This is a genomic window from Acinetobacter pragensis, from assembly GCF_001605895.1.
Lineage (GTDB): Bacteria > Pseudomonadota > Gammaproteobacteria > Pseudomonadales > Moraxellaceae > Acinetobacter > Acinetobacter pragensis.
This window is the reverse complement of sequence record NZ_LUAW01000026.1, coordinates 25,846-51,045: the sequence shown is the minus strand read 5'-3', so window position 1 is coordinate 51,045 and position 25,200 is coordinate 25,846. Positions and strand designations below refer to the sequence as shown.

24 protein-coding genes and 2 pseudogenes are annotated in these 25,200 nt (G+C 39.4%); 11 read left to right on the top strand and 15 right to left on the bottom strand.

Annotated elements, in window-relative coordinates:
- Positions 1-8: 8 nt before the first annotated feature.
- Genes AZH43_RS12200 through thrS form a run of 3 tightly spaced genes read left to right on the top strand, consistent with a single transcriptional unit; the run spans position 9 to position 3,867 of the window.
- On the top strand, positions 9-569 hold the full coding sequence (locus AZH43_RS12200; protein ID WP_067670059.1) for a gamma carbonic anhydrase family protein: 561 nt from the start codon (positions 9-11) through the stop codon (positions 567-569).
- The gene (locus AZH43_RS12195) at positions 559-1,914 is read left to right on the top strand and encodes a dihydroorotase (protein WP_067670057.1); all 1,356 of its coding nucleotides are present in this window, start codon (positions 559-561) and stop codon (positions 1,912-1,914) included. Before AZH43_RS12200 ends, AZH43_RS12195 begins: the two co-directional genes overlap by 11 nt.
- Before the next feature lie 36 nt (positions 1,915-1,950).
- On the top strand, positions 1,951-3,867 hold the full coding sequence (thrS, locus tag AZH43_RS12190; RefSeq protein ID WP_067670055.1) for a threonine--tRNA ligase: 1,917 nt from the start codon (positions 1,951-1,953) through the stop codon (positions 3,865-3,867).
- Positions 3,868-4,021: 154 nt separating this feature from the next.
- On the opposite strand, the pseudogene AZH43_RS12185 reads toward thrS, so the two are convergent.
- The 4 genes and pseudogenes from AZH43_RS12185 to AZH43_RS12170 form a co-directional block, all read right to left on the bottom strand.
- Positions 4,022-5,057, bottom strand: a pseudogene (locus AZH43_RS12185) (HlyD family efflux transporter periplasmic adaptor subunit); the annotation flags it as partial.
- A 77-nt stretch (positions 5,058-5,134) separates the two neighbouring features.
- A pseudogene (locus AZH43_RS12180) lies at positions 5,135-6,004 on the bottom strand (IS982 family transposase).
- A 527-nt stretch (positions 6,005-6,531) separates the two neighbouring features.
- Positions 6,532-7,416 (bottom strand): cation diffusion facilitator family transporter, encoded by an 885-nt coding sequence (locus AZH43_RS12175; protein ID WP_067670053.1) that lies wholly within the window; start codon positions 7,414-7,416, stop codon positions 6,532-6,534.
- Between the two features lie 19 nt (positions 7,417-7,435).
- Positions 7,436-7,945: a cytochrome b gene (locus AZH43_RS12170; protein WP_067670051.1), complete on the bottom strand. Its 510-nt coding sequence runs from the start codon at positions 7,943-7,945 to the stop codon at positions 7,436-7,438.
- An 837-nt stretch (positions 7,946-8,782) separates the two neighbouring features.
- On the opposite strand from AZH43_RS12170, the gene ribA reads away from it, so the two are divergent.
- Positions 8,783-9,385 (top strand): GTP cyclohydrolase II, encoded by a 603-nt coding sequence (gene ribA, locus AZH43_RS12165; protein WP_067670084.1) that lies wholly within the window; start codon positions 8,783-8,785, stop codon positions 9,383-9,385.
- 120 nt (positions 9,386-9,505) lie between these two features.
- Here the strand turns inward: ribA and trpA are convergent, their stop codons facing one another.
- Together trpA and trpB are read right to left on the bottom strand one after the other, a co-directional pair.
- Positions 9,506-10,291 (bottom strand): tryptophan synthase subunit alpha, encoded by a 786-nt coding sequence (gene trpA / locus AZH43_RS12160; RefSeq protein WP_067670049.1) that lies wholly within the window; start codon positions 10,289-10,291, stop codon positions 9,506-9,508.
- A complete protein-coding gene (gene trpB, locus AZH43_RS12155; protein ID WP_067670047.1) occupies positions 10,288-11,499 on the bottom strand; it encodes a tryptophan synthase subunit beta in 1,212 nt (403 codons plus the stop codon). Before trpB ends, trpA begins: the two co-directional genes overlap by 4 nt.
- A 102-nt stretch (positions 11,500-11,601) precedes the next feature.
- On the opposite strand from trpB, the gene AZH43_RS12150 reads away from it, so the two are divergent.
- The 4 genes from AZH43_RS12150 to AZH43_RS12135 all read left to right on the top strand — a co-directional run bounded on the left by AZH43_RS12150 (position 11,602) and on the right by AZH43_RS12135 (position 14,349).
- Complete coding sequence (locus AZH43_RS12150; protein ID WP_067670045.1) at positions 11,602-12,483, top strand: LysR family transcriptional regulator; 882 nt, start codon at positions 11,602-11,604, stop codon at positions 12,481-12,483.
- A gap of 122 nt (positions 12,484-12,605) precedes the next feature.
- Positions 12,606-13,178, top strand: a complete 573-nt coding sequence (locus tag AZH43_RS12145; protein WP_067670043.1) for a nuclear transport factor 2-like protein — start codon at positions 12,606-12,608, stop codon at positions 13,176-13,178.
- Positions 13,154-13,651: a chalcone isomerase family protein gene (locus AZH43_RS12140; protein ID WP_067670041.1), complete on the top strand. Its 498-nt coding sequence runs from the start codon at positions 13,154-13,156 to the stop codon at positions 13,649-13,651. The genes AZH43_RS12145 and AZH43_RS12140 overlap by 25 nt, the downstream gene beginning before the upstream one ends.
- Positions 13,652-13,662: 11 nt before the next feature.
- Positions 13,663-14,349, top strand: a complete 687-nt coding sequence (locus AZH43_RS12135; protein WP_067670039.1) for a response regulator transcription factor — start codon at positions 13,663-13,665, stop codon at positions 14,347-14,349.
- A gap of 17 nt (positions 14,350-14,366) precedes the next feature.
- On the opposite strand, the gene AZH43_RS12130 is transcribed toward AZH43_RS12135, so the two are convergent.
- From AZH43_RS12130 to AZH43_RS12095, 8 genes are all read right to left on the bottom strand, one after another.
- Positions 14,367-15,689 carry a sensor histidine kinase gene (locus tag AZH43_RS12130; RefSeq protein ID WP_067670037.1) on the bottom strand — a complete coding sequence of 441 codons (1,323 nt, stop codon included), beginning with the start codon at positions 15,687-15,689 and terminating at the stop codon, positions 14,367-14,369.
- Between the two features lie 35 nt (positions 15,690-15,724).
- A complete protein-coding gene (locus AZH43_RS12125) occupies positions 15,725-16,774 on the bottom strand; it encodes an SAM-dependent methyltransferase (RefSeq protein ID WP_067670035.1) in 1,050 nt (349 codons plus the stop codon).
- 8 nt (positions 16,775-16,782) lie between these two features.
- Positions 16,783-17,562: a DUF1295 domain-containing protein gene (locus AZH43_RS12120; RefSeq protein ID WP_067670033.1), complete on the bottom strand. Its 780-nt coding sequence runs from the start codon at positions 17,560-17,562 to the stop codon at positions 16,783-16,785.
- A gap of 24 nt (positions 17,563-17,586) precedes the next feature.
- Positions 17,587-18,792, bottom strand: coding sequence for an SAM-dependent methyltransferase (locus tag AZH43_RS12115; RefSeq protein WP_067670031.1), 1,206 nt, complete (start codon positions 18,790-18,792; stop codon positions 17,587-17,589).
- Entirely contained in the window at positions 18,789-19,577 is a 789-nt protein-coding gene (locus AZH43_RS12110) for a DUF1365 domain-containing protein (protein ID WP_067670029.1), read from the bottom strand. Before AZH43_RS12110 ends, AZH43_RS12115 begins: the two co-directional genes overlap by 4 nt.
- A 9-nt stretch (positions 19,578-19,586) precedes the next feature.
- Entirely contained in the window at positions 19,587-20,870 is a 1,284-nt protein-coding gene (locus tag AZH43_RS12105; protein WP_067670027.1) for an NAD(P)/FAD-dependent oxidoreductase, read from the bottom strand.
- Positions 20,867-21,853, bottom strand: coding sequence for an acyl-CoA desaturase (locus tag AZH43_RS12100; protein ID WP_067670026.1), 987 nt, complete (start codon positions 21,851-21,853; stop codon positions 20,867-20,869). Before AZH43_RS12100 ends, AZH43_RS12105 begins: the two co-directional genes overlap by 4 nt.
- A 135-nt stretch (positions 21,854-21,988) precedes the next feature.
- A complete protein-coding gene (locus tag AZH43_RS12095; protein WP_067670024.1) occupies positions 21,989-22,537 on the bottom strand; it encodes a lipocalin family protein in 549 nt (182 codons plus the stop codon).
- Between the two features lie 471 nt (positions 22,538-23,008).
- Between AZH43_RS12095 and AZH43_RS12090 the strand changes: the two genes are divergently transcribed.
- From AZH43_RS12090 to AZH43_RS12080, 3 genes are all read left to right on the top strand, one after another.
- On the top strand, positions 23,009-23,224 hold the full coding sequence (locus AZH43_RS12090) for a cold-shock protein (RefSeq protein ID WP_067670082.1): 216 nt from the start codon (positions 23,009-23,011) through the stop codon (positions 23,222-23,224).
- A 96-nt stretch (positions 23,225-23,320) separates the two neighbouring features.
- Positions 23,321-23,548 carry a hypothetical protein gene (locus AZH43_RS12085; RefSeq protein WP_067670022.1) on the top strand — a complete coding sequence of 76 codons (228 nt, stop codon included), beginning with the start codon at positions 23,321-23,323 and terminating at the stop codon, positions 23,546-23,548.
- A gap of 70 nt (positions 23,549-23,618) precedes the next feature.
- Entirely contained in the window at positions 23,619-23,816 is a 198-nt protein-coding gene (locus AZH43_RS12080) for a hypothetical protein (RefSeq protein WP_067670020.1), read from the top strand.
- A gap of 251 nt (positions 23,817-24,067) precedes the next feature.
- Here the strand turns inward: AZH43_RS12080 and nudC are convergent, their stop codons facing one another.
- A complete protein-coding gene (gene nudC / locus AZH43_RS12075; RefSeq protein WP_067670018.1) occupies positions 24,068-24,841 on the bottom strand; it encodes an NAD(+) diphosphatase in 774 nt (257 codons plus the stop codon).
- Positions 24,842-25,200: the final 359 nt, after the last annotated feature.

Here is a 25,200-nt window from a genome sequence, read left to right as displayed (position 1 = left end):
ACATTACCATGATTCGTAAAAATCCAACTGGTCATCTCCCTGTCATTGACCAAACCGCTTATATTGATCAGACCGCAATTATTTGTGGAAAAGTCATTATTGAAGCTAACGTATTTGTCGGTCCTTATGCGGTGATCCGTGCAGATGAAGTGGATGAAAATGGTGAGATGCAACCGATTATCATCGGTGAAAACTCGAATATTCAAGATGGCGTTGTTATCCATTCAAAAGCAGGTGCGCAAGTCACCATTGGGAAAAATTCATCGATTGCCCACCGTTCAATTATTCATGGTCCTTGTGTAATTGGTAATCATGTATTCGTTGGTTTTAACAGTGTCTTATTTAATTGTAAGGTCGGTGATCATAGTGCCGTCCGTCACAATGCCGTGGTCGATGGCCGAGATTTGCCTAAATCATTTTATGTCCCTGCGATGAGCTATATCAATGCCCGAACCGACTTAAGCCAGTACCCACCGATCGATATTTCTATCAGTGAATTTTCTGAAAGTGTGGTGAGCACCAATATTGAGTTAGTACAAGGTTATAAGGCATTACAAAATGAATTTTAGACAACTCCCAAATCTAATCATACGTAATGCGAATATGGTTAATGAGGGGCAGCAACAAATCGGTGATGTCCTTATTCAGCAAGGCCGTATTCGTAAAATACAATCTAATATAACGGGTATCCACAATGCCAAGAGCATCGAGGCTGATGGCGCATGGTTACTCCCAGGCATGATTGATGATCAAGTCCACTTCCGCGACCCAGGCTCACCACAAAAAGGGAGTTTTGCCTCAGAATCTTTGGCAGCTGCAATAGGTGGAATTACCAGCTTTATGGATATGCCCAATACCAATCCTGCTACATTGGACTTAACTGCACTACACGATAAAAAAGCAATTGCAGCTCAACATAGCATAGCCAATTATGCATTTCACTTTGGGGTAAGTGCACAAAATTTAGAGATTGTTGAAGCGCTTGATCCTAAATTGGTTAGCGGCGTGAAAGTTTTTATGGGAGCATCAACGGGTAATATGTTGGTTGATGATCCAAAAATTTTAGAGCGCTTATTTGCTAATGTGCCCACTATTTTATTAGCACATTGCGAATCCACGCCCCGGATCAAACAGCTGGAAGAGTTTTATCGTGATAAATATGGCGAAGATATTCCAGCAAACTTACATCCTAAAATTAGGGATAAACAAGCCTGTTTTGAAAGCTCTCGATTAGCCGTATCACTCGCTGAAGAATTTGGTACACAGCTACATGTATTGCATCTGACGACAGCAAAAGAGCTTTGCTTATTTAAAAATTTACCATTGGATAAAAAGCATATTACTGCTGAAGTATGTATACATCACTTAACTTTTGATGAGTCTGATTATGCAGATTTAGGACATTTAATTAAATGTAATCCAGCAATAAAAACTGCCAGTGACAAGCATACCCTCATTGATGCTGTCGCCAATAGTGAGCGTTTAGATATTATTGGCACAGACCATGCGCCGCATACTTGGCAAGAAAAACAGCAAACTTATTTTAATGCCCCTTCAGGGTTACCGCTAGTTCAGCATGCCTTACCCGCATTATTAGAATTAGTGGCAGATCAGAAACTATCAATTGAAACGCTGGTAAGAAAATCTTCTCATCAGGTTGCCGATTTATTCCGTATTAAAGATCGAGGCTATATCCGCGAAGGCTATTGGGCTGATTTAGTCCTCGTCCGCGAAAATCAAAAAAAACAATCAGTAGCTGAACAGACTAATTTTATGCGTTGCGGCTGGACACCATTCCAAGAGAAAACGTTCCGCTATCTGGTGGACACAACCATCATTTCTGGTCAACTCGCATGGCACCAACAACAACCTTATCTTAACTGTCAGGGTCAAGCCTTAGAAATTGACCGCTAATCTGCAATAACCCAACCTGTATTTAGACGACTCTACATGAATATCCAGCTTAATTTCCTTGGTTCAACACAGCATCTTCAACTTGAGCAACCAATGTCGATTTTTGAAACCTTGTCCCGTTTCAAAATTCAAGGCTATAAAAAAGCTTTTCTCGCCAAACTTGATGCTCATTTCGTTGATTTGCATCATGGCATCCAACATGACTGTCACATCGAACTTTTCAGTCTGAACGATGACAATAATTTAATTCTACTGCGACACTCCTATGCTTATTTATTGGCACAGGCTGTCTATCAGTTATACCCTGCTGCTCAACCTGTAGAATATCAAATTACCAATCAAGGTATTTATTATGATTTCGCCGATACGTCGTATTTTAATCAGAATGATTTACAACAAATTGAACTGAAAATGCATGAGTGGGTACAACAACATTTAGATATTCGTACTGAAAAGATTACAGCCGATCAAGCAGCTAATTTTTTTAAACAGCAAGATTTGGATTTTAAGTATCAATACTTAAAAAATACGAGTAAATCAAGCGACTTATTTTTCCATCAAAATAATGATTTCTCAGACGTTTACTTATATCCACTTGTTCCAAATACTGAATTTTTAGAATATTTTAAAGTGACTCATGTTTCTGGTGCATATTGGCAAGGCGACGCTACACAACCGATGTTACAGCGGATTTATGTCACATGTTGGGCTGACCAAAAACAATTAAAAAAACATTTAAAGCAAGTTGAAGAAGCCGCAAAACGAGATCATCGTAAATTAGCACAACAACTTGATTTACTACATTTTGATGATAAAGCACCAGGTGCCGTGTTCTGGCACGCGAAAGGATGGAAATTATTTCAGTTATTATCAGATTATTTACGCCAGCAACAAGATGATGCGGGTTATATCGAAGTTAATACTCCCGATGTCATGGATCGTGAACTTTGGGAAATTTCGGGACACTGGCAAAACTATCAGCAGCATATGTTTACCACCGTCACTGAAGATCAGCGAAGTTATGCACTTAAGCCTATGAGTTGTCCTGGCGCAGTTTGTCTATATGCACATGAATTAAGAAGTTATCGTGACTTACCATTACGTATGGCGGAATTTGGTAAAGTTCATCGCTATGAGCCATCTGGATCTTTACATGGATTAATGCGTGTTCGTCATTTTACCCAAGATGACGCCCATATTTTTTGTACTAACAGCCAGCTTTTATCTGAATGTAAAAATACAATTGCCCTCATTTATAAAATTTATGAGCAATTTGGCTTTAATGAAGTTTCGCTTAAATTATCGACAAGGCCTGATCATCGTGTCGGCACGGAAGAAATTTGGGATTTCTTAGAAAATACACTAAAACAATCTCTCGAACAGCTTAATATTCCTTATACATTAAATATCGGTGAAGGTGCATTTTATGGCCCTAAACTTGAATTTACCTTAAAAGATGCCATTGGTCGTGAATGGCAATGCGGAACAATTCAGGTTGATTTAAATTTACCAGAACGTTTTGATATTCATTACATTGATGAAAATAATGAAAAACAACGGCCTGTGATGTTGCACCGTGCTTTATTTGGATCTCTTGAGCGCTTTATTGGTATTTTGATCGAGCATTATATGGGGCACTTCCCATTTTGGCTTGCACCTGTCCAAATCGCAATTTTACCGATTACAGATGTACAACATGATTACGCCAAACAAGTCCAAGAATCACTTAAACAGAATGGCTTTAGGGCAACATTAGATTTAAGTCAATCAAAATTGAACTATAAAATCCGTGAAAATACGCTACAAAAAATACCTTATCTGATCATTGTTGGGGAGCAAGAAATGCAACAATCATCTGTTCGAATACGTGCGCAAAATGGGCAGGATTTTGGGGATATCCTGACTACAGATCTGCATGATTTCTTTACGACTCAAGCAAATTTTGTGAATTGATTGCTTATGTGGCATCAAACACATAATCAGGTTAAAAATTTACGGCAGGAAAAGAAGATTTTTAACCTGAGAACCTATTTTGCAATGGATCTTGGGAATTTGTTTTGCTGTGTTGAGCTAGTAATCATAAATTTATGCTAGGAAACAATAATTATTACCGCTCCCTTAATGCCTCTTGCGCCTTATTAAATGGTTTGATTAAATAATCCAACACCGTTTTTTCACCTGTTTTAATATCTACCGTTGCAACCATTCCAGGTGTGATATTAAACTTCTGCCCTTCTTTATTGATCAACTTGTCTGAATCAGTCCGAATATAAACTCGATAATAAAATTGATCTTGCTTAACTTCATCTCTCAATGTATCTGGTGAAATAATAGAAACTTTCCCTTTCAATCCACCATAGATAGAATAGTCAAATGCAGTGATTTTTACGAGTGCTTCTTGTCCAGAATGAATAAAGGCAATATCTCTAGGCGAAATACGCGCTTCAACCAAAAGTTTTTCATCAAGTGGAACAATAGTCATCAGCTTTCCATTCTGAGAAATCACACCACCAATAGTCATAACATTAATTTCTTTTACAATCCCTCTCACTAGTGACTTAAATAGAGTCCGACTTCCCTTTTACGACCTGAGACTGAGTTTCAATGTCTGTATTTGCTTTTGCTAGTTCTTCACGAGCTTTTACTGAATATTGGTTTCGCACATCACTCATTTGATTGCGCAAATCAGTCGCTTGACGTTTAAGTCTTAAAACTTCCACTTCACTTGCTGCACCTTTCGCAACCAAAGGCTCAGTCATTTGTGGCTCTTGTTCAACTAAAGTAAGTGCCTGCTTCAATCCAGCTAAGGATTCTTCCAAATTAGATCGACGCGAATGATACAGCGCTGTTTCTTCCTCAACTAAACTACGCTCTTTTAATACTTCACTTGGAAATACTAAAGCATTCCCATTTACTTCTGCGCGTAGTCGCGCTGCAGTTGCTTGAGAAGTAAGAAGTAAGGATGCTGATTCACCAACATTTGATGCAAAACGAGTCGGATCAAGCGGAGCCAGTATTTGCCCTTTTTCGATAATTTCGCCCTCATGCACATAGAGCTTCGTTAAGATACCACCTTCAAGAGACTGAATAACTTGCTCTTTAGAAGATGGAATAACTTTGCCAGTTCCTGTTGAGACCTCTCCAACTTCCGCTATCATCCACAAAAGAAGAAAGCCGTAATCCGTGCATAAGTTTTGACAATAAATAACCCGAATCCTGTTTAAGCCAAGGATTCCATAATTTGAATTTTTGGCTTATTTCGTTGAGTTAATTGATATACGCATAACGATACGTAAATCCCACTTAGAAATCCATGAATACTACGTGCTTTACTCGTCACTAAATTGTATTGACCTTTCAATAAGCTAAATAACGTTTCTATCTTATTACGTTATTTTAAGTGATATTCATCTTGTTCACAGAGTTGAACAGTCCGCATATTCTTTCGATGATAGGTAATTAAATCAATACCTTGATTCTTTAACTTGCTTTTTAAATCTTGGCTGATATAGCCACGATCCGCATAAAGCTTTGCTTCTAAGCCTTCAACCAAATGTTCAACCATTTTGATGTCAGACACATGTCCATTAGATAAAGCAGAACAAGCGATTTCACCCAATTGATTCATCGCGATATGTAATTTACAACCATAAAACCAGCCCATCGAACTTTTACCACGTGATGCAATTTTGGCTAATGATTTATGGCGTTGGATGCGTTGATTTTTACAGACAGGTAAAGTGGTTGAATCAACCCATAAATATTGGCTACGTTGGCCTTTCATTAAGGCGACATGTAAAGCATGTAGTGCCAATTGATGCATATTGATGAGGTGAATCATCCGTTGGTAGTAGGGTAAATTTTTAAATAAATGATTTTTATCCTGTTTCAACCATGAAAAGAATGCTTTGAAATTGTTGATATGAGAACACTTATACCAAATGGCAATAAAGCTAATTTCCGAGATGGTCAGCTGTGCAGTTCTGATTCTTAAAGAGTGGCGGATTTGTTTGAGAAACTTCCAATAAGTTGCTTCAAATTTAAGAAAGAAATCATCGATTACACAGAGTAATTCGGTACTATTGAACATTAGGACTAGAGCTTTAGGTTTGGTGTGGTAACTCAACTGATGGCTCTAGTTCTCTTATTTTTCAAGTCAATTTCTTATCTGAGATTCGGGTTACCTATGAAAATGATGCTATGTATGATGAAGTAGAATAAATTCAATGCTGTGGTTATATTCACAACCATTAACAATTAAATCGACCTCATACGCTCTCTTCACTGTAAAAATTTACACTAGAACTTGTTGCTCTTAGGACATATATCTAATGCTATAAAAGGCAATGTACGGATATTAAAAATGAAATTTGTGCTGAAAAGTATTCCAATTGATCGAAAACTTTTTAAGCAATTGAGCTTAAACTTTTCGTGATAACAATGTGATTGAAATATTGAGGTAATACAAAAGAATTTTATTTAAATGTGATTAAAAAAATACGAATTCAAAGCTTAATTGAAACAAATGAACTCATTGGAAATTTTCAATAAATCTTTTTAAATTCAGGCATCTTGAATCTTATTTATTCTTGATGCCTATTTATGTCCACTTTCAAATTATATCGGGTCAATGTGAGTAACCACATCAATCACATTATGGTTTTTGAGGACTTCATTTCTGGCATCTACTGCAATTTTATGTCCTTCTCTTACACTTTGCTCACCACTGACTTCTAAATGAACATCTACAATAATCATATCACCCATTTTACGGGTTCTGAGTTGATGTAAGCCCAATATCCCCTCTTTATTCAATAAGGTTTCTTTAATAGCAGCAATCTCATCTTCATTTGCCGACTTGTCCATCAAATCATGTAAGCCCGTCCAGCTAAAGTCAAAACCCATTTTAGCAATCATCAAACCGACAATTAACGCCGCGATTGGATCAAGAATTGGGTATCCCGCAAGATTCCCTATAATCCCTAATGCTACAACAAAAGAAGATGCCGCATCTGAACGTGCGTGCCAAGCATTCGCAATCAATAAACTCGATTTTACTTTTTTGGCAATAGAGAGCATATAGCGGAACAAAATTTCCTTACAGATCAATGCAGTTATTGCTACCCAAAGTGCTATGCTATGAACTTGGGAAATTTGCTCAGGATGAAGAATTTTATGGGTTGCTGTCCATAGCATTCCGCCCCCAACGGACAGTAAAATTAAACCCAGTATAAAAGATGCTGCATTTTCAAAACGAAGATAACCATAAGGATGAACGTCATCTGGTGCTTTTTGACTATGACGATTGGCCACTAATACAATAAAGTCCGCAACTAAATCACTTAAAGTATGAATACCATCTGCAACTAAACCTTGTGATTTAGAAAACAGACCAATCCATATCTGCCCAATCGATAAGAAAATATTCACAGCAACACTGATCCACGTTGACTTTGAAGCAGCTTTCGCCCTTAACTCAAGATCAATATTTGATTCAATCATAATCTTTCAAGCTCTTGGTTCACTTTTTAAAATAAAGCATACTTTTCAAAACGTTATCTTTAAATACATAATGATGAATTAATGCAGCCAATGCATGAAAGCCTATCAGCACCATGAAAGAATTACCTAGAAATTCATGGATTTCTCCAATTTTTTCAACATCCCATGAATTACTTATGAGAGGTAAACTCATTCCAGAAAACTGATAACTCTCTGTTAAACCTGATAAAGTAACCCAGCCCAGTACAGGAATTAAAAACAACAATGAATAAAGTGTGTATTTCACCATCAAAAATAAAGTTCTTTGATATTTATTCATCGGCTTGTTCAGCGGAATATCTTTTCTATAAGTAAAAATCATTATAATTCTGATAAAAAATAGCAAAAATACGGATATCCCAGCGAAAACATGGAGTTCTCCGCTTTTTAGATGTACGGTTGGGTCTCCACCTGTGAGATACGCCAACACCACAAGGCAAAGTGTAATCCAATGCATAATCATTATTGGAAAAGGATATTTATTTTTCATAACAACCCCAAAATTCAAAAATATAAATTGATATTATTACATTATAAAAGTAACCTTAAATTTAAATTAATTTTTTAAAATATTTAAAAAATCAAATGCTAAAAAATACCATCCAGCACCCAATAAAAATAATCATTCTTAATTACATTAATCTTACCCTATAAAATAAATATCAGACTCGAGTAAATTTTAAGGATTCTATTCCATTCAATCCGAAAAATATTTCACATGTAGCTTTTATGTATAAAATTCATAAAATAAATATACTTACCGTTTTTCTTTTTTATGAAAAATGGAGGAATAAAGTCTACCTAATCCTCTCCATCTATTTAAAACAAAAATATATATCTCATTAATCCTAACTTTAAAAATCCTACACTTAAGTTTATCTTCAAATAAGCCAACCTCATTTATTTTTGCTTGAGACAAACTTCGACAAGGATCCTCCTATTTATATAGGTATACTGACATGAAATCGTTTGGCCACAAAAGTTCATATCATCAACAGCTTTTGTATATATTGAATCTATCATGTCATCTGTGATAATTTGATTCAAAAACACCATAAGCAACTAAATTTATTAAGTATTTTAATAAAAATTATTCTTAAAATACCAAAAATGAATAGGCACATGCATTAATATCGATTAATCAGTATACAATTTTTCCCTGTTTAGGCTTATATATCTGAAAATTGTATTGCTCATGCTCTACTGAAAAAATTGGTTCATTCGACAAAATTGTTTCACATAAAATTCACTATTAAATGAATATTATCTAATTGAAAGTTTAATTCAGCGTATTTTATCTATTATCAAGATATAGGTGGATCCTTCAGTGGCTATAGAATTTATTTCCAAATCAAAGTTACCTACTGCGTTTGGCGATTTTGAAATTATAGCGTTTCAAGACCAAAGTACTGGTGAAGAACATATCGCTCTTGCCAAAGGCATGGATACTATTTCTGATCAACCTGTACTCGTCAGAATTCATTCAGAATGCTTAACAGGTGATGCTTTTGCTTCACTGAAATGTGACTGTGGTCCTCAATTACATTCAACCATGAAAATGATCAATGATGCAGGTCAAGGTGTGATCTTATACCTGCGCCAAGAAGGCCGTGGTATAGGATTAACCAATAAAATTCGAGCCTATGCGCTCCAAGACCAAGGACATGATACTCTTGACGCCAATTTATTATTAAATTTACCAGCAGACGCTCGTAAATATGACATGTGCGCCATTATGTTAGATTATTTAAAAATAAAGAATGTAAAACTCATTACAAATAATCCACTTAAAATTAAATCTTTAACTGATTTAGGAATTGATGTTGTTGAGCGGGTTCCATTAAAAGTTGGCTTAAATATTTTTAACAAAGCTTATCTAGAGACAAAGCAAAAACGTATGTCACATCTGTATGATAATAGTGATTTCTAAAAAGCGATCACTTTCGGTAAAAATTCACAGACAAAGTTCCACCTCCCTTACGGGAGAGGGTTTTATCACATATAGTTCTTGATAAATTAACTTTAAATATACTGATTAAAAAACAGGATATTATTTATTTTCTCTAAGTATTTGCGAAAAAGCTGTGACTTTTTCTAAAGTTGCGTTCACTCCCTTATTAAAAAAAGTATCGACAAGCGCTGAGCCGATAATAATCAAATCTACCTTATTGGCTAAGGCTTTAACATGACTTTCATTTTTGATCCCAAAGCCAATTGCAACTGGAATATTAAAAATAGGCTTGATTTCAGCAATCTTTTTCTCAAGATTAGACAAATTGAAGTCTCCTCCTGTTAAGCCATTTTCTGCAACATGATATAAAAAACCTGTCGCGCGCGCTGAAATTTGCTCTAACCTTTCAACTGGGGTGGTCGGCGCGGTCATTGCAATTAAATGCATATTTTTTTCATTTAATTGCACCTCAAATTTTTCTCGATATCCATATGGAGCATCTAAAATCAATATTCCATCTATAAGATTCTCTGTTTCGGCGATAAGTGTCTCGAAACCATATTGCATCATCGGATTTAAATAAGTCATAAAAATTATTGGTGTTTTTTCATCATGTAGCCTGATTGCTTTTACCAACTCAATGGTCTGTTTTACCGTTTGACCTGCACCTAAAGCCCTAAGATGCGCTGCCTGAATGATCTCTCCATCTGCCACTGGATCTGAAAATGGAATGCCAACTTCAATAATGTCAGCTCCAGCTTGACCTAATTGGCTCAACAGACGACAACTTTCTGCAAAATTAGGATCTCCAGCAGTAAAATAACAGACCAGACCACTTCGATTTTCCAGTTTCAATTGCTCTAATTTTTGATCTAGACGGTTCATGCTGTAACTCCTGCAAGATATTTTTTGACCGTGTTTAAGTCTTTGTCGCCTTTGCCACTTAAATTGACAATAATGATCTGTTCTGGCTGCATTTCTTGAGCAAGTTGAATCGCATATGCAATCGCATGGGAACTCTCAAGAGCAGGAATAATGCCCTCCTGTTGGCTTAAAAGCTGAAATGCATTTACGGCTTCTTGGTCGGTTATAGCCGTGTATGTCACGCGTCCAGTTTCAAACAGAAGGCCATGTTCAGGGCCAATACCAGGATAATCTAAGCCAGCTGATATAGAGTGCCCTTCTAAAATCTGCCCATCTAAATCTTGTAATAAATAGGTTAAATTGCCATGCAGCACACCAACTTGACCTTTGCAAATAGAGGCGGCATGTTCACCAGTATGTGTTCCTTTCCCCCCCGCCTCAACGCCAAACATTTTGACATTTGGGTCTTCTAGAAAAGGATGCATCAACCCTAATGCATTTGATCCACCACCAACACAAGCAACCAAGGCATCGGGCAGTTTATTTTCTTTGAGGAGTATTTGGTTTCTGGCTTCTAGACCAATAATTTTTTGAAATTCTCTGACCATCGTCGGATATGGATGAGGGCCTGCACCCGTACCCAACAGGTAATAGGTTGTATCCACATGACGAATCCAGTCACGTAAGGCTTCATTCATGGCATCTTTTAAAGTCCCACGACCTTTTTGAACACTTCTGACTTCAGCACCGAGTAATTTCATGCGTTCAACATTCATTTGTTGGCGCTGAATATCTGTTTCTCCCATAAAAATGGTACATTTCATCTTAAACAGTGCGCAAACCGTTGCTGTTGCAACCCCATGTTGTCCAGCACCAGTTTCTGCGATGATTCTGGTTTTACCCATAAATTTGGCCAATAAGATTTGCCCAACACAATTATTGATCTTATGCGCACCCGTATGGTTCAAATCTTCTCGCTTGAGATATATTCGAGCACCTCCTGCATAAGCTGTTAGGTTTTTTGCATAGAAAAGCGGACTAGGGCGACCAACAAAGTCCGTTAAAATCTGTTGATATTCAGCCCAAAATTCAGGTTTATGCCGAACAGTATTAAAGGCTTGCTCTAATTCTTGAAGTGCAGGCATTAAGCTCTCTGGCATGTAACATCCGCCAAATTTAACAAAAAATCCCAATTCATCAGGACCATTACCTGTATAAGGGGTTGTCATCTCATATCTCTTTTACTATCAAAATTTGTTTGATCTTAAAATATTTTCATTTTTTTGATAATTGATATATTTTGAGCTAATGATGTTAGAAAATTTTACAACATGAAGCGCAGAACACTCCCTCCCCTTAATGCTTTAAAAGCATTCGAGGCCGTCGCCAGAAATAAAAGTTTCAGCTTAGCTGCGGAAGAATTATGTGTCACCCATAGTGCGATTAGCCATCAAATAAAACAGCTAGAAGAATGGTTCGATAAAAAATTGTTCATTCGACATTCCTCGACCATCTCTCTGACGGCGGATGCCGAAGAATTATCGCTAGTTTGTACGCAGCTTTTTAATCGTTTAGAACAATGCGTCTTTGAGTTAACAAATAAAACATCAGAAGTAGAAGTTGTAATAGGCGCTTCTCATAGTTTTATGGCCAATTGGCTGATTCCTCGATTAGAAAAGCTCGAAGTCATTTATCCCAATATCCATATTAAATTAATGACATGTAATGACTTAAAATTGTTAGAAAAAGAGAAAGTTGACATATTTATCAATAGCGTCAGTGAGCATCATCTACTTCCCAACTTTTTGAATAAATATCTGTTATTTCCCGATAACATGGGGCCTATTTGTAATCGTGAAATAAATCTTCTTCATTCCGTAAATGATCTTTTAAACTATCCATTACTTCATACCCACTCAAATAAAAGTGCATGGCATACATGGTTTAATCAGTCCAAAATTAACTTTTCCCCAAAAGCGAATGATCGTTATTTTGATAGTCTCAATTTAATGATAGAAGCCGCTGTTTCAGGCTTAGGAATTGCCATAGCCCCTCAAATTTTAGTCGAAAAAGAAATTTTGAATGGAAGAATCATTGCCCCTTTTGGTTTTATCTATTGTGACTATAATTTTTATGCCATGGTCAGCAAAAATAATGAGAATCCTGATGTCATGAATATTATTCATTGGTTAATGGCTGAAGAAAAAGTTTAAAAAAATTAATCATTGATCACCACAATTCTATTCAATGTACTGACTTGAACTTCTATCTTCACATTCTGTTCACTCTAGCCCCCCTAAAGTGTGAGGATGAACGGTGAAGATGGACAGTGAACATGAATCAACTCAAAACGTTAATGGCAATTGCCTTATCCTTACCCGTGCTTTTCCTGTCAGGATGTAAAAGTGTTCCTCGTTATTCCTCGGATTATGCAAATGCCAGAGCCAGTATTCAGGGCATACCCTTAGATGATGCAAAAGCATTAGAAATTGGCACCCGCTTCACTTCGGCATTTAATACCATGGGTACACCTCAATTCGTTGAAAATGCTGGAGCACTGTATGCAGATCAGCTTTTTATTAACGATACGCTGTCGCAATTTACATCACGTAAAAAATTGCTTGAACATTTTCAGGGTATGAACCAGCGGGTGAGTAATGTCACTGTCCGTCTATTAAATACTTCGTATCATCAAGACTCTGCCTATGTGCATTGGCATATGGTTTATGATTTTAAAATGTTCGGGAAAACACGAACAATGGATTCTTTTGGAATCAGTGAAATAAAGGTCAACCCAAACCATAAGATTATTTTCCAACAAGATTTCTGGGATCCTGCCAATGGTCTATATCGTTCTTTGCCCTATGTAGGAGGAACCTATTCATGGGTACTGCCTTTCAAAAAGTAGCCATAACCACTGTACTGATGTTCGGGAGTTTCGGTTCGTGGGCGCATGCACAGAGCTTAAATAAATGTGGTAATGGTCCACTCATGGTGGGACAAAAACAGGTCGGTGTGGCCAGTTACTTTGCGCAAAACTGTAATCTGCCTTGGCAAAGTCAAAACATGCAGATGGATTTTAGCTATACACAGAATATTCCAGAGTGGGCATTCAAACGTGCAGCTACATATCTACTCAAACGTAATATTAAAGATCAAAAAATGCATGCTGTTTTCAATCCAATCACCGATTTGTATCGTCCAGTGAACTCAGGAGATCTATACCAACTAAAGTATAGCCATGCCACACATACCTTAAGCCTATACTTAAACCAGAAAATTCAGGGACAACTTCAGAACCCGCAAGCTCAGCAATATTTTAATATATGGCTAGGTCCTCAACCATTTAGTGCTAAATTAAAACAGCAATTAATAAAGTAGTCACTACAGTTATGTCTAAACATTTTATTTTGATGGTCGAAGATCATTATGAACTGGCATCTACCTTATGCGAGTTTCTAGAAGAGCATGGTTTTGTGGTCGATCATGCTCGAAACCTAAATGCTGCGCGCCAATTGCTCAAGCAGCAACGCTATCATATTTTACTTTTAGATATTAACTTGCCTGATGGTTCGGGTTATGAACTCTGTGAATGGCTACGAAATAAAGAAGGTATGGACCTTCCTGTGCTGATGCTCACCGCACGCGATACACTAAATGACAAACTCAAAGGTTTCAACTCAGGAACGGATGATTATCTAGTCAAACCGTTTGACTTTAATGAGCTGGTGGTTCGAGTCAAAGCTTTGATCAAGCGTTCACAGGGTGAAGTTTCCTCTGGCCGTCTTCAAATTCATGATCTGATTCTAGATCCTGCAACACAGCAACTGACTCGTGCTGGACAAACCATTGAACTACCACCGATTCAGTTCAAACTGCTCAAACTACTGATGCGTCATTCACCTAAAGTTCTGACTAAACAGGAAATTATGATCGAACTTTGGGGGGATGAAGAGCCTGAAAGCGATGCCCTGCGTAGTCATATTTATAATTTGCGTAAAATGGTCGATAAGCCTTTTGAAAAAAAGCTAATTCATACCATATCTGGTGTCGGGTTAAAGATCACTTTAGAAGCATAAGCTTTCGAAGCTGAGTCCTAATTTAAATACACGACAACAATCAGTCCAGTCGTCATCGCCAGATCAACATCTTGATGGGTACTGAGATAATACTGCCGATCAAACAACTCCACTCGCCAACCAAGCTGCTTGCACAACTTCTGTACCAGTTGTAGTCCAATGCCATGACCTTTAATCTCTAATTGCAATTGCTGCCCCGACAGTTCTTGCACCTTGGAGTTATTCGGTAAAGGAATGCCGACACCATTATCTGCAATCAATACTGTATTTTTTTGCAAAATGACATCAATTTCTGTGCCTTGTGAATAATTCAGTGCATTCCGCAAAATATTGCCAAATACCATTTTGGTCATCGATGGGTAAAGTTTACGTGGCTGTTCATCGAGGTCTTTTTGCAAATCAATCTGCATACCTTTGTTATGGCTCACGTTGTCCAAATCCTGAAGCAGATTTTCCAGACATTCGGAAAGCACAGTCGGTTCAGCCGTTAAAGTATCGGTGGTGTTGCGTGCGATTGCTAACAACGTATCCACCAGCAGTTGCATATCTTCAATAGTGTTATGCAAACGAGTAAACGACTTGTTATCGCCATAACGTGCCTGACATAACTGCACATTGCCTTTTAAAATGGTCAGTGGGGTACGCAGCTCGTGGCTGACATCACTGGTAAACTCACGTTCGCGTTGAATAAAATCGCTTAAGACCTGATGATATTTTTCTAGCGCCTGCTTCAGATATTCTGCTTCCAGATTTGAATCAGTCCGGATGTCATGAAACGGCGAAGCCTGATTTTTTTGATGTTCCCAGTCAATATGTTCCAATGCATTGGCTAGACGGGTAATTGGAGAAAAATAGCGCCGAGCACGGCGATTCCACCACCACAGCACACTATAAAGCACAAACAAGCTGACCATCAGTGGTGCCAGACCAAACAACCAGACCAGTTTATTGACATTACTTTCGCCAAAAACCAACAGCACATGCTGCCCGTCTTTTTCACCATAAACAGTCATGCGTTCCTTGCCATCGACAAAATGCCGATTCACCCCTTGCTCAAGCTGCATAGTCTTAAATTGAGGCGGTGGCACAGTGTTCCAGCGGTAACCATACAGATTTTTGGTGTCGGGCAATTCTGCGGCAGGATTACGTTCCAGTCGTTGCCAGTAGTGTGACATTTCCTGTTCTAGCGCTGTTCTGAGCAAAGACCCTTTAATCACCCAAGCACTGAAGCCAATCCCAATCACCACGGACAGGGCAATGAATCCGATTTGCAGCCAGTAGTATCGGTTAAACACCTCACCCAGAGGATGATCACGTTTATCCCTAAACATCTTTAACATTGATGCATTCCCCGCTGGCCCATCCCACTGTTCAATTATACGGCTTTCTTCTTCAACAGAAAGTGTCCAATCACCCACTCGCGTCCATGGTCATAACCAAACAGTTCGGCACAGGCCATAAAGAAAATCCGCCAACGCTGCCACCAGATTGCGGCATCCGCGCCATAAGTTTGTTCAAACAAAGGCTTTAGCTCGGCCTGTTTAGCATCCATATTTTCTAGCCAAGCATTTGCGGTACGTTCATACTGCGTACCCGCCCATTGCCAGTGCTGTTCTAACTGCAAATGTTGCTGAAAATGTAGGAAAGTTGAGGCCGCTGGCATCAAACCACCACTGAAGAAATATTGCGACATCCAGTCAAACTCATTTTTGACTTCAAACGGATAATGCAAGAAACGATGACAGAAAATATGACACCACAATAAGCCATCTGGTTTGAGCCAAATACTGATATTTTCAAATAGTTTTTGATAGTTACGCACGTGCTCAAACATCTCCACCGATACCACACGGTCAAAAGAGGCAGGTTCAAGTTGCAACACATTGACATCACAAGTGATCACCGTCAGGTTATCCAGTTTCTTTAAACAGGCCTGTTCCTGAATATGCTCACGCTGTGTTGAAGAATTTGACACGACCGTAATACGGGCCGTTGGATAACGCTCAGCCATATACAGACTTAAAGACCCCCAGCCACAGCCAATTTCCAAAATATCCTGACCATCTTTCAGTTGCGCTCGTTGGCAGTAGCAAGCAAGAGCAGCTTCTTCGGCTTGATCCAGCGTCGTATCGGCATGTTCAAATAGACTCGCGCTATATTTCAGACGCTTACCGAGTACTGCCTGAAAAAATGCAGTTGGCAGTTCATAGTGCTGCTCATTGGCTTTGTCTGTCTCAATGGCAATTTCACTGTTTTTCAGCATGCTCAGCACATCCATATAGCGCTGCGCAGCCAGTGCTGGGTCAAATCGACCTTCTTGTGCCAAACGTTTTTTGCTCAAGATTTTAATACCAGCACGAATCACTGGATCTGGCAGCTTGCCATTTTCGATCAGTTTTAAAGATTGTTGAATCATAAAGTCCATGTATTTACCTACTCTTTGGGTGGCCACGGAATAAACATTGAAGTTCGTCGTTGATAGTCTTTATAGTTGTCGCCACGATGGGTCAGTGCCTGTTTTTCACTAAAAGGAATCCCCGTAAGGTAGTACAGGAATAGCCACATCAGCAGCGGATAAATCCATAATTCATAGCTTCCTGCTGCCAGACCGAGCACTGGGTAGGCAAACCAATGCAACCATTCAAAAAAATAATTCGGATGGCGCGAGTATTTCCACAAGCCCTGATCCATGCTTTTACCTTGATTCTGCGGATCTAGCTTAAAATGGTAAAGTTGCTGATCGGCAGTGCTTTCGCCTATCAATGCCGATAGCATGATCATGCCCGCCACAATCACGGTGACCGAAGTCCAGTCACTCCATTGCTCGGTCGAGATAGTTAACAAGTTCAACATTGGGTAAGAAAACAGTAACGCCAAACCTGCCTGAAATATAAAAAACACCAGAAAACCGAGATGCTGATAATCCCCCATCGCTCGGCGCATGTTGGCATAACGCGTGTCTTCTTGGGTTTCATGAGCATAGCGCCGGAACAGATGCCAAGTCAGCCGCGAAAACCAGATCCCACTTGCCAGTCCCAGAAATAACCGAACCAACAGCGGTGCACTGTCAATCGCCCAAGCTGCAATAATCACATTGAGCGCAATACTGAAACTCCATGCAACATCAACCAGCCCTGCTCTGCGGTTATAGGTCACCAACACCCAGCTACAGAGCATGATGAAGACATTGAGCAAAAATAAATCTAGCAGCATCTCGCCCTCCCGTTTTATTTCTGCTTAGTAAGCACTGGCTTCAAACAGCAAATGAACATCACTGATCACACCTTCGCGGAAGCCGCCTTCGCAATAACACAGATAAAAATCCCACATGCGGATAAAACGCTCATCAAAATCAAGTTGCAGCACTTGATCACGCTGCTCCAGAAAACGTTGGCGCCAGCACTTCAGAGTTTGTGCATAGCTTTGACCAATATCTTCCAGATGTTTGAGACGAAGTTTTTGCTCCGAAGCCGTTTGCGTCATCACACTGATACATGGAATAAAACTACCGGGGAAAATATAACGCTTAATGTAATCTACCGTATTTAAAGCTTTAACATAGCGTGCATCTTCAATCGTAATCGCCTGTATCAGGGCTAGACCATTCGGCTTGAGGAGCTCGCGGCATTTTCGGAAATAAGTTGGTAAATATTGCTCACCAACTGCTTCAATCATTTCAATGGACACCAATTTGTCGTATTTACCCTCGAGTAAACGGTAGTCCTGAAGCTGTACAGACACCCGATGAGACAGCCCTGCTTCAGCAACTCGGGCGAGTGCTTCATCATACTGAGCTTTGGAAATGGTAATGGTGGTCACCTTACAGCCATAATGCTGAGCCGCATAAATGGCAAAGCCTCCCCAGCCGCTGCCAATTTCAACCAAATGGTCCATCGGTTGCAATTGAAGTTTTTGGCAGATCAGTTCTTTTTTATAATCTGAAGCTTGTTCCAAGCTCATACAGGGTTCTTTAAACACCGCACTGGAATACATCATGCTGGAATCTAAGAACAATTTAAAAAAATCATTGCTCAAGTCATAATGCTCAGCAATATTCTGACGACTACCATCAATCGAATTCTTGCGGGATTTATACCAAGCCTTGAGTACCAACTGGCTGGCTTTTGCCACTACATTTAGATTCATCCGATCAAGCACATCACGATTACGTGCTAGAATACGAATTACGTTGACCAGATCTTCACTGCTCCAGTAACCACGAATAAAGCCTTCTGCTGCCCCCAGTACACCATTACGGAACAGCAAATCGATAAGGCGTTGGTCGTGAACTTGAATTACTGCATGCAAGTCACTGTAATTTTCCCCGACTAGACCATTCCAGATACCTTTAAATATTAGCTGACCATGACGCAATTTCAGCATATGGCGTAGGACTATCGGCAGTTCGGTATGCTCTCCCATTAACAGTGTTTTCATAGTCATGTCTTTCCTTTTTCTTTTTTAGGATGCCGATAAAACGGAATTTTCTTTTTCCATAAGCGCAAAGCATGTAGATAAATCCCGCTCACCATCCTAAAGGGCTCAAGAACTTTTAATACAGCATATCGATGTTGCTGTGAAGGAAGTGTGATGGCTTGCAGCTTAAATTTCATCGTGGCATCAAATTGCAATATTTCTTGTTCAAACAGCTGCATGTGAATCACATTTTGCTGTTCTGAAAAGCTAAAACGCCAACGGTAATCCAGCGACATCGGCATGAATGGCGACACATGAAAGGCCTTTTTAAAATCAAACTGGTGGCTCTGGTAAGGCGTATGTTCAGTGGCATTATGCCGACAATCGTGAATATACACCTGACGTTCATTCCACGGCGTATTGGTGATTTCACTCAGTACAAAGAGCAATTGGTCAGTGGCATCAAAGATCAGATAAAACACCACCGAATTAAAACGAACACCCAATGTGCGTGGCAAAGCCAGTACACGGATGGATGCAGCATGTGGTAAATGATAGTTTTCGTGCTTGATCAGTAACCGTGCAACTTTCTGACGAATCGAGCCATATTCCATGTTCAGAAAGTCACGCTCATCCAAGGTCAATAAATTCCAGCGACTAGAAGACCAGAACCAAGATTTTTGGGTAAAATTTGCCAGTTGATCCGGATCAAAGCATAAATAGCTAAGCTTCACCTCAAAAGCATGCGATTTGGGCAAATAGCGACGATGGCGAATTTCGGTAGAAGCGATAGCCAGTGGATACATTTGCATTCTGTACTCCTAAGCCGCTTGCTCAGTGTGTTGCAGCAACTGATTTACAACCCATGAAGCACTACGCGCTCCATCTTCATGAAAGCCCCAGCCCCAGTAGGCACCACAGTATGACGTCCGGTTCTGACCATTAACATCAGCCCAACGTTGTTGTGCCTCAATCGCGGCAGCATCAAATACTGGATGACGGTAATATCGTTCTACCCATATTTTTTTCGGATCGAGGTTAAAGTTAGGATTGAGTGTGGCAAAGATTTGGGTTTTACAATTCAGGTTTTGCAACTGGTTCATCCAGTAACTGAAACCATAATGCATGCCACTATGCTGGAATGGAGTTGATTCAGTTGCATGGCTAGGTGTTACATGTACATGCCAGCTGGCCCATTGGCGTCTGGATTTGGGCATGATATGAGTATCGGAATGCACCACCATATGATTATCCTGATAACGAAACTTGCCAAGTACTTCCCGCTCTTGCGCTGACGAGTCTGTAAGTAAATTCAAGCTATCATCAGCATGGCTGGCAAAGATTACCCAGTCAAAACGTTCACTGCCCTGTGCCGTTTCAATCACTACATCATTGGCACTACGGGATACATGAAGCACACCTGTCTTGCGGAAAGTCATATTCGATTGGGCCTGAATGGCACGAACATAACGCGCTGATCCACCCTTGACCGTAAGCCACGAAAGTCGCTCTTTCAGCTGCAACATACGATGGTGCTGAAAAAAGCTCACCACAAATTTATACGGAATCTGTCCAGCTTGCTCTACTGGACAGGACCATAGCGCCCCGCACATCGGATAGAGATGCTCCTGACGAAAGGCTTCGGAATAGTCATGTCGATTGAGATATGCATCAATACTGAGCTGTGCATCGACCTGTTCAACATCAATATCTTTATTCGCAGCATAGAAACGGAACAGATCCGACAACATCATGCGAAAATCAGCGTTAAAGAAGTTTTGCGGTCGGAACAACAGCGAGAATTTTTTTGAAGGATTGTACTGCAAGCCAGTGACCTGATTGTTCACCGAAAAGCCCATGTCACTGCTTTGCGATTGAATCCCGAGTTCTTTGAGCATTGCACAGAACAGTGGATAGTTATGCTCATTAAATACAATAAAGCCACTGTCCACTGCGACCTGTTCGCCATCTATATTCAACTGATGGGTATCGGTATGGCCGCCAAAGTAATTATTTTTTTCAAAGACAGTGACCTCATGTGCTTTGCTTAATTTCCAGGCCGCATACAAACCGGAAATACCTGAACCAATAATCGCAATTTTCATGGTGATTCCTTAGAATGAATAGTAGGTGCGCCTGTTTTGGCTACTTTTCTCTGTTTTCGAGCTTGTGCAATTTTACTGACGTCATAGATCCGCGCTGGAATTGGCTTTAAGCCCCAGACTATCCCGAGCCAAGACATAATTTTTAGGAGGTAATAGGTCACATCAATCTGCCACCAGTAAAAGCCCTGTCGCGTACTGCCTGCATAATAATGGTGATTGTTGTGCCAGCCTTCGCCCAAGGTAATGATAGACAAGAATAAATTGTTGCGGCTTTGATCATCAGTGTCAAAATCACGGCTGCCGTAATGATGCGCCAGTGAATTGATACATAAGGTCGCATGAATCAGCAATACAGTGGACACCACAAATCCCCAGACCAGTAATTGCAAGCCGGAAGTCCCCAGTTGCGGCCAAGCTATTGCCAACCATTCTCCTAGTGCATAAATCCCACCCGCGGTCAACAGCACCACAATTAGACTAAACCGGTCTAGCCAGATTAATTCCGGATATTTCAGCCAGTCTTTGATGACTTCTTTACGCGTGGCAAAGTTATATTCATTCAGAAACCAACCCACATGGCTATACCAAAAACCGTGGGTAGATGAATGCGGGTCTTGTGAAGAATCTGTATAGCGGTGGTGATAACGATGATGGGCTGCCCACCATAAGGGGCCACGCTGTGCACTCATGGTGCCTAGTAATACAAATAGGAACTGCACTGGACGCGAGGTCTGAAAGGTTTTATGCGATAAATAGCGATGAAAAAAAGCCGTAATGGAAAACATACGAATCAGGTAGAACAGCAGCATAAAGCCCACTGCAAACCACGACACTCCCACCCAGAACACTGCTAGACAAGCCAGATGCAACAGAATAAAAGGTAAAATCCGCTGCCACTGAATCTTGCTGTTTTCAGCCGTCAGTGTTTCGAGCGCTGTGGGTGTAGACCAGCTGTCTATCCATCGCATCAGACTTTTCAACATGGACTCATCCTACTTTCGAGCGATTGTATTTATTCTATTTGATGAGTGTAATCAGTCAGGTATGAATTTTATGTGAAGTAAGGAAAAAAAACCGAACTGTAGAGAGATTTATCAGTTCGGCAAAAGGTTAGCAGATTAATGAGGCAATTTGATAAGTTTTGTCACGTCATAGCCATAATCTTTCGCAGTGTCTATATATGACTGATAAGTTGCTTCATCTAGTTGCGGTTCACGTGACAAAATCCATAGGTATTTATTACTTGGGCCCCCCACGAGTGCCACTTTATATTCCGGGTCTACTCGTAATAGCCAGTAATGACCTTTAGTAAAGGGGATCCATCTTAAACCTTTAGGCAAAAAGCTGACCTTCAGTTTACTGTTCCCCTGATTTTGCGAATACGCAACACCTTCAGAGCTAATTATCTCGCCATTGGCAATTCGGCAGCTATTCAATACCCTGATAGTTTGATCGGCATTGACGCTATATTGTGCCGTGATATTAGCTATACATTTACGCTGAAAATACATCGGTAAATGCGCAATTTCATACCATTTACCGGCATACTTCTGTATATCTACCCGATCTACTGCCTGAGGCGCAGCAGTTTCTGCTTGAGTCGTTGTATTTAAGCTGATGATAGACAGTGCTATCGCTGCAAAAGCAGACTTAAATCGCATCTTCATTTTTTAGCCTTGTTGGATCTCAGGATTAAGATAACCCAGCTAGATGTGAACAAAGCGTGAAGATCAAATGCAGGGCGAATGTAGGCAAAATTTCAATTTTATAGCCTGAAAAAAAGGTATAATCATTTTTTATTGGATCCCATTTTTAAGCGGTAAATTAGTTTTTTCTGTATCAATGCTGTCGATAGACTTGTTAAAAAAAGTCAACCAGATCAACAAACTCTTTCCAGATTCAGATCCCTTTTATAAGATAATCAAATATACATATAAAAAAACTTGATTAAATTTATTTTTAATGTATAGTGATCTTAACTAGAAAAAAATCTTGTTTCATTCAATCTCTGTTAAGTATCGTCGTTTTATTCATAATCCTTCGTTTTTTTAGATTTTAAGTCTCATTCATTATTATTTTCCAAGTTATCAGCAGTCAATAAAATGGCTAAAATTATTAAAAAATCAGTAAGATTTATTATGTCAAACTCAAATATTGTTAAAGGTACGGTTAAGTGGTTCAATGAAACTAAAGGTTTTGGTTTTATTCAACAAGAATCTGGTCCAGACGTTTTTGCTCACTTCAGTGAAATTGCCAGTTCAGGTTTTAAAACCTTATTTGAAGGTCAACAAGTTGAATTCAGCATCGCTCAAGGTCAAAAAGGACCAAACGCAGTTAATATTACTGCGGTCTAAGTAATTAGATGAATTAAAAAAGTACGTCACTGTACTTTTTTAATTCAAAAGTTGTTAATCATATTCTTCGAAAAATTCACAAAAATAGGATACACATTGTTAAAAAATAATGAATTAGTGGCAAAATCTACAAATGGTACTGAAATTATTGTCTCGTTAATCCCTTTAAATAAAATGCAAAATACACGTGAAGGGTTTAAAACGATCGAAGTTGGTAAAAAAGTACGTCTAGAATCTGGCGTTGAAGTAGATTTAAATTTAGATAGTCGTACATTTTATATCTCTATGAATCAATTATTTAAGTTAAATCATAAAGTTATTTAACTTAAAAATTTATGAATAATCAAGCCATGTAATCGTTTATCTTTCGTGCTGTTCTTCAAGGTATATCTAAATGCTTAAACAAAATCTAAATATAAAAGATCAATTCGGTATCAAATATTCTATTCAGGCCACAGTTAATCACCATTTTGACGCTAGCCAGTCTTACTCCCATGTCAAATATATAACCGTGGATGGTGAAGATATTCGACCTAGCTTTGATATGTTTTTCCAAAGTACTTCAAGTGGAAAAATTTTCAAGATTATCTAAATTATTCCCAACCTATTCAGGACGGCATCTGTTTATAGGGGTCTGCAAAATACAGCACATCCACATGGTCGAACCGATGACACCACACTAAAAACCATGCAGCACCATCATTGCCAAGCTCTTTATTTCAGTCTATAGAATGAAAACGGGCAAAGTCCGTGGCAAGTGCTGAGAGTTCCTTTTCTATATTTCCGCTCTTATTTCAGCCTGAAATTATCATCTAAATATTAAAACATTTCTCTTTTTAAATTTCAAAGCCATTCTTTACTGTCATCTGCAACAGGCGTTCCATGTATCACATGCTGAATCATGGCATAGGCGATACTGCCCTTGAACGGAATCTCGGGTAACTGATTAAATTTAAAAAATTGCGCATCGCTGAGTTCATTTTCTTGAATCTGAATTTCCCCTCCCTGATATTCTGCCTTGAAGGCCATCATCAGATTGCTGGGAAACGGCCACGGCTGACTGGCTAGATATTGAATATTTTTGATTTGTAGTCCCACCTCTTCCAGCGTTTCACGGCTTACTGCCTCTTCCAGGGTTTCTCCAACTTCAACAAAGCCTGCAATCAGGCTGTACATCTGGGTTTTGTTGCGAGCATTTTTTGCCAGCAGAATTTCATCTGTACCTCGGGTAATGATGGTAATCACACAGGGATTCACCCGCGGATACTGGTTATAGCCACAGGATGGACAGATCATGGCATACTGGCTGACATGCTGCTGGGTGGCGTGACCGCATTTACTGCAAAAGCGGTGGTTACGGCGCCATTCCAGTAACTGTACCGCACGGCTAGCCTGTTCAAACTGCGGTCTGCTCCAGACTTGCACCAGTTGCCGGATTGGAACCAGCTGATAACCTTCCGGCACCGGTTCGTCTTCTTTCAGGTCACGAGCAATGATCTCGCAATTTTCCGACAGGTTTAGGTCGTGCTGCAGTCTTTCTACCTGCGGCAACTGAAAATGCTCATCCACTAGTAATTGCTGCTGTCTAAAAATATACGCTTTTGAATGCATGCTCATGACAATTCCCTGATAAAAAAATCCCATACAGAGGGGTGTATGGGACAAAACTAAGGAAGCTCACATGGAGTAACTTCAAGCCAGATACTAGGCGTGAGCTACTTGAATTACAACCATAATAATTTGTATCTTTTTGATTAAAATCACATAATTTTCACACTACTCATGTATTAAGAAATCATGTAAAGCGAGTTTCATCAACTGGCTTTAGCATTGTAGGGATGAATATTTTGTTATAGCAGTACTCATCATTTCTGAGCGATGTCAGCGGGCCATCTGGTCTAGTTGGATTGATTCAACATGCAGAATGATCTTTATTTTCACAAAAAATTGAACTGTCTTGACTTACACTGCGCTAT

Excerpts from the sequence above, each read along its gene's own strand:
- AZH43_RS12130 (WP_067670037.1), bottom strand. The coding sequence starts at position 15,689 with ATGTTAAAGATGTTTAGGGATAAACGTGATCATCCTCTGGGTGAGGTG.
- AZH43_RS12175 (WP_067670053.1), bottom strand. The coding sequence starts at position 7,416 with ATGATTGAATCAAATATTGATCTTGAGTTAAGGGCGAAAGCTGCTTCA.
- thrS (WP_067670055.1), top strand. The coding sequence starts at position 1,951 with ATGAATATCCAGCTTAATTTCCTTGGTTCAACACAGCATCTTCAACTT.
- trpB (WP_067670047.1), bottom strand. The coding sequence starts at position 11,499 with ATGACAACCCCTTATACAGGTAATGGTCCTGATGAATTGGGATTTTTT.
- AZH43_RS12200 (WP_067670059.1), top strand. The coding sequence starts at position 9 with ATGATTCGTAAAAATCCAACTGGTCATCTCCCTGTCATTGACCAAACC.
- trpA (WP_067670049.1), bottom strand. The coding sequence starts at position 10,291 with ATGAACCGTCTAGATCAAAAATTAGAGCAATTGAAACTGGAAAATCGA.
- AZH43_RS12195 (WP_067670057.1), top strand. The coding sequence starts at position 559 with ATGAATTTTAGACAACTCCCAAATCTAATCATACGTAATGCGAATATG.
- AZH43_RS12125 (WP_067670035.1), bottom strand. The coding sequence starts at position 16,774 with ATGGACTTTATGATTCAACAATCTTTAAAACTGATCGAAAATGGCAAG.
- AZH43_RS12095 (WP_067670024.1), bottom strand. The coding sequence starts at position 22,537 with ATGAAGATGCGATTTAAGTCTGCTTTTGCAGCGATAGCACTGTCTATC.
- AZH43_RS12105 (WP_067670027.1), bottom strand. The coding sequence starts at position 20,870 with ATGAAAATTGCGATTATTGGTTCAGGTATTTCCGGTTTGTATGCGGCC.
- AZH43_RS12140 (WP_067670041.1), top strand. The coding sequence starts at position 13,154 with ATGGGTACTGCCTTTCAAAAAGTAGCCATAACCACTGTACTGATGTTC.
- AZH43_RS12150 (WP_067670045.1), top strand. The coding sequence starts at position 11,602 with ATGAAGCGCAGAACACTCCCTCCCCTTAATGCTTTAAAAGCATTCGAG.
- AZH43_RS12110 (WP_067670029.1), bottom strand. The coding sequence starts at position 19,577 with ATGCAAATGTATCCACTGGCTATCGCTTCTACCGAAATTCGCCATCGT.
- AZH43_RS12100 (WP_067670026.1), bottom strand. The coding sequence starts at position 21,853 with ATGTTGAAAAGTCTGATGCGATGGATAGACAGCTGGTCTACACCCACA.
- AZH43_RS12080 (WP_067670020.1), top strand. The coding sequence starts at position 23,619 with ATGCTTAAACAAAATCTAAATATAAAAGATCAATTCGGTATCAAATAT.
- nudC (WP_067670018.1), bottom strand. The coding sequence starts at position 24,841 with ATGAGCATGCATTCAAAAGCGTATATTTTTAGACAGCAGCAATTACTA.
- AZH43_RS12170 (WP_067670051.1), bottom strand. The coding sequence starts at position 7,945 with ATGAAAAATAAATATCCTTTTCCAATAATGATTATGCATTGGATTACA.
- AZH43_RS12135 (WP_067670039.1), top strand. The coding sequence starts at position 13,663 with ATGTCTAAACATTTTATTTTGATGGTCGAAGATCATTATGAACTGGCA.
- AZH43_RS12115 (WP_067670031.1), bottom strand. The coding sequence starts at position 18,792 with ATGACTATGAAAACACTGTTAATGGGAGAGCATACCGAACTGCCGATA.
- AZH43_RS12120 (WP_067670033.1), bottom strand. The coding sequence starts at position 17,562 with ATGCTGCTAGATTTATTTTTGCTCAATGTCTTCATCATGCTCTGTAGC.
- AZH43_RS12145 (WP_067670043.1), top strand. The coding sequence starts at position 12,606 with ATGAATCAACTCAAAACGTTAATGGCAATTGCCTTATCCTTACCCGTG.
- AZH43_RS12090 (WP_067670082.1), top strand. The coding sequence starts at position 23,009 with ATGTCAAACTCAAATATTGTTAAAGGTACGGTTAAGTGGTTCAATGAA.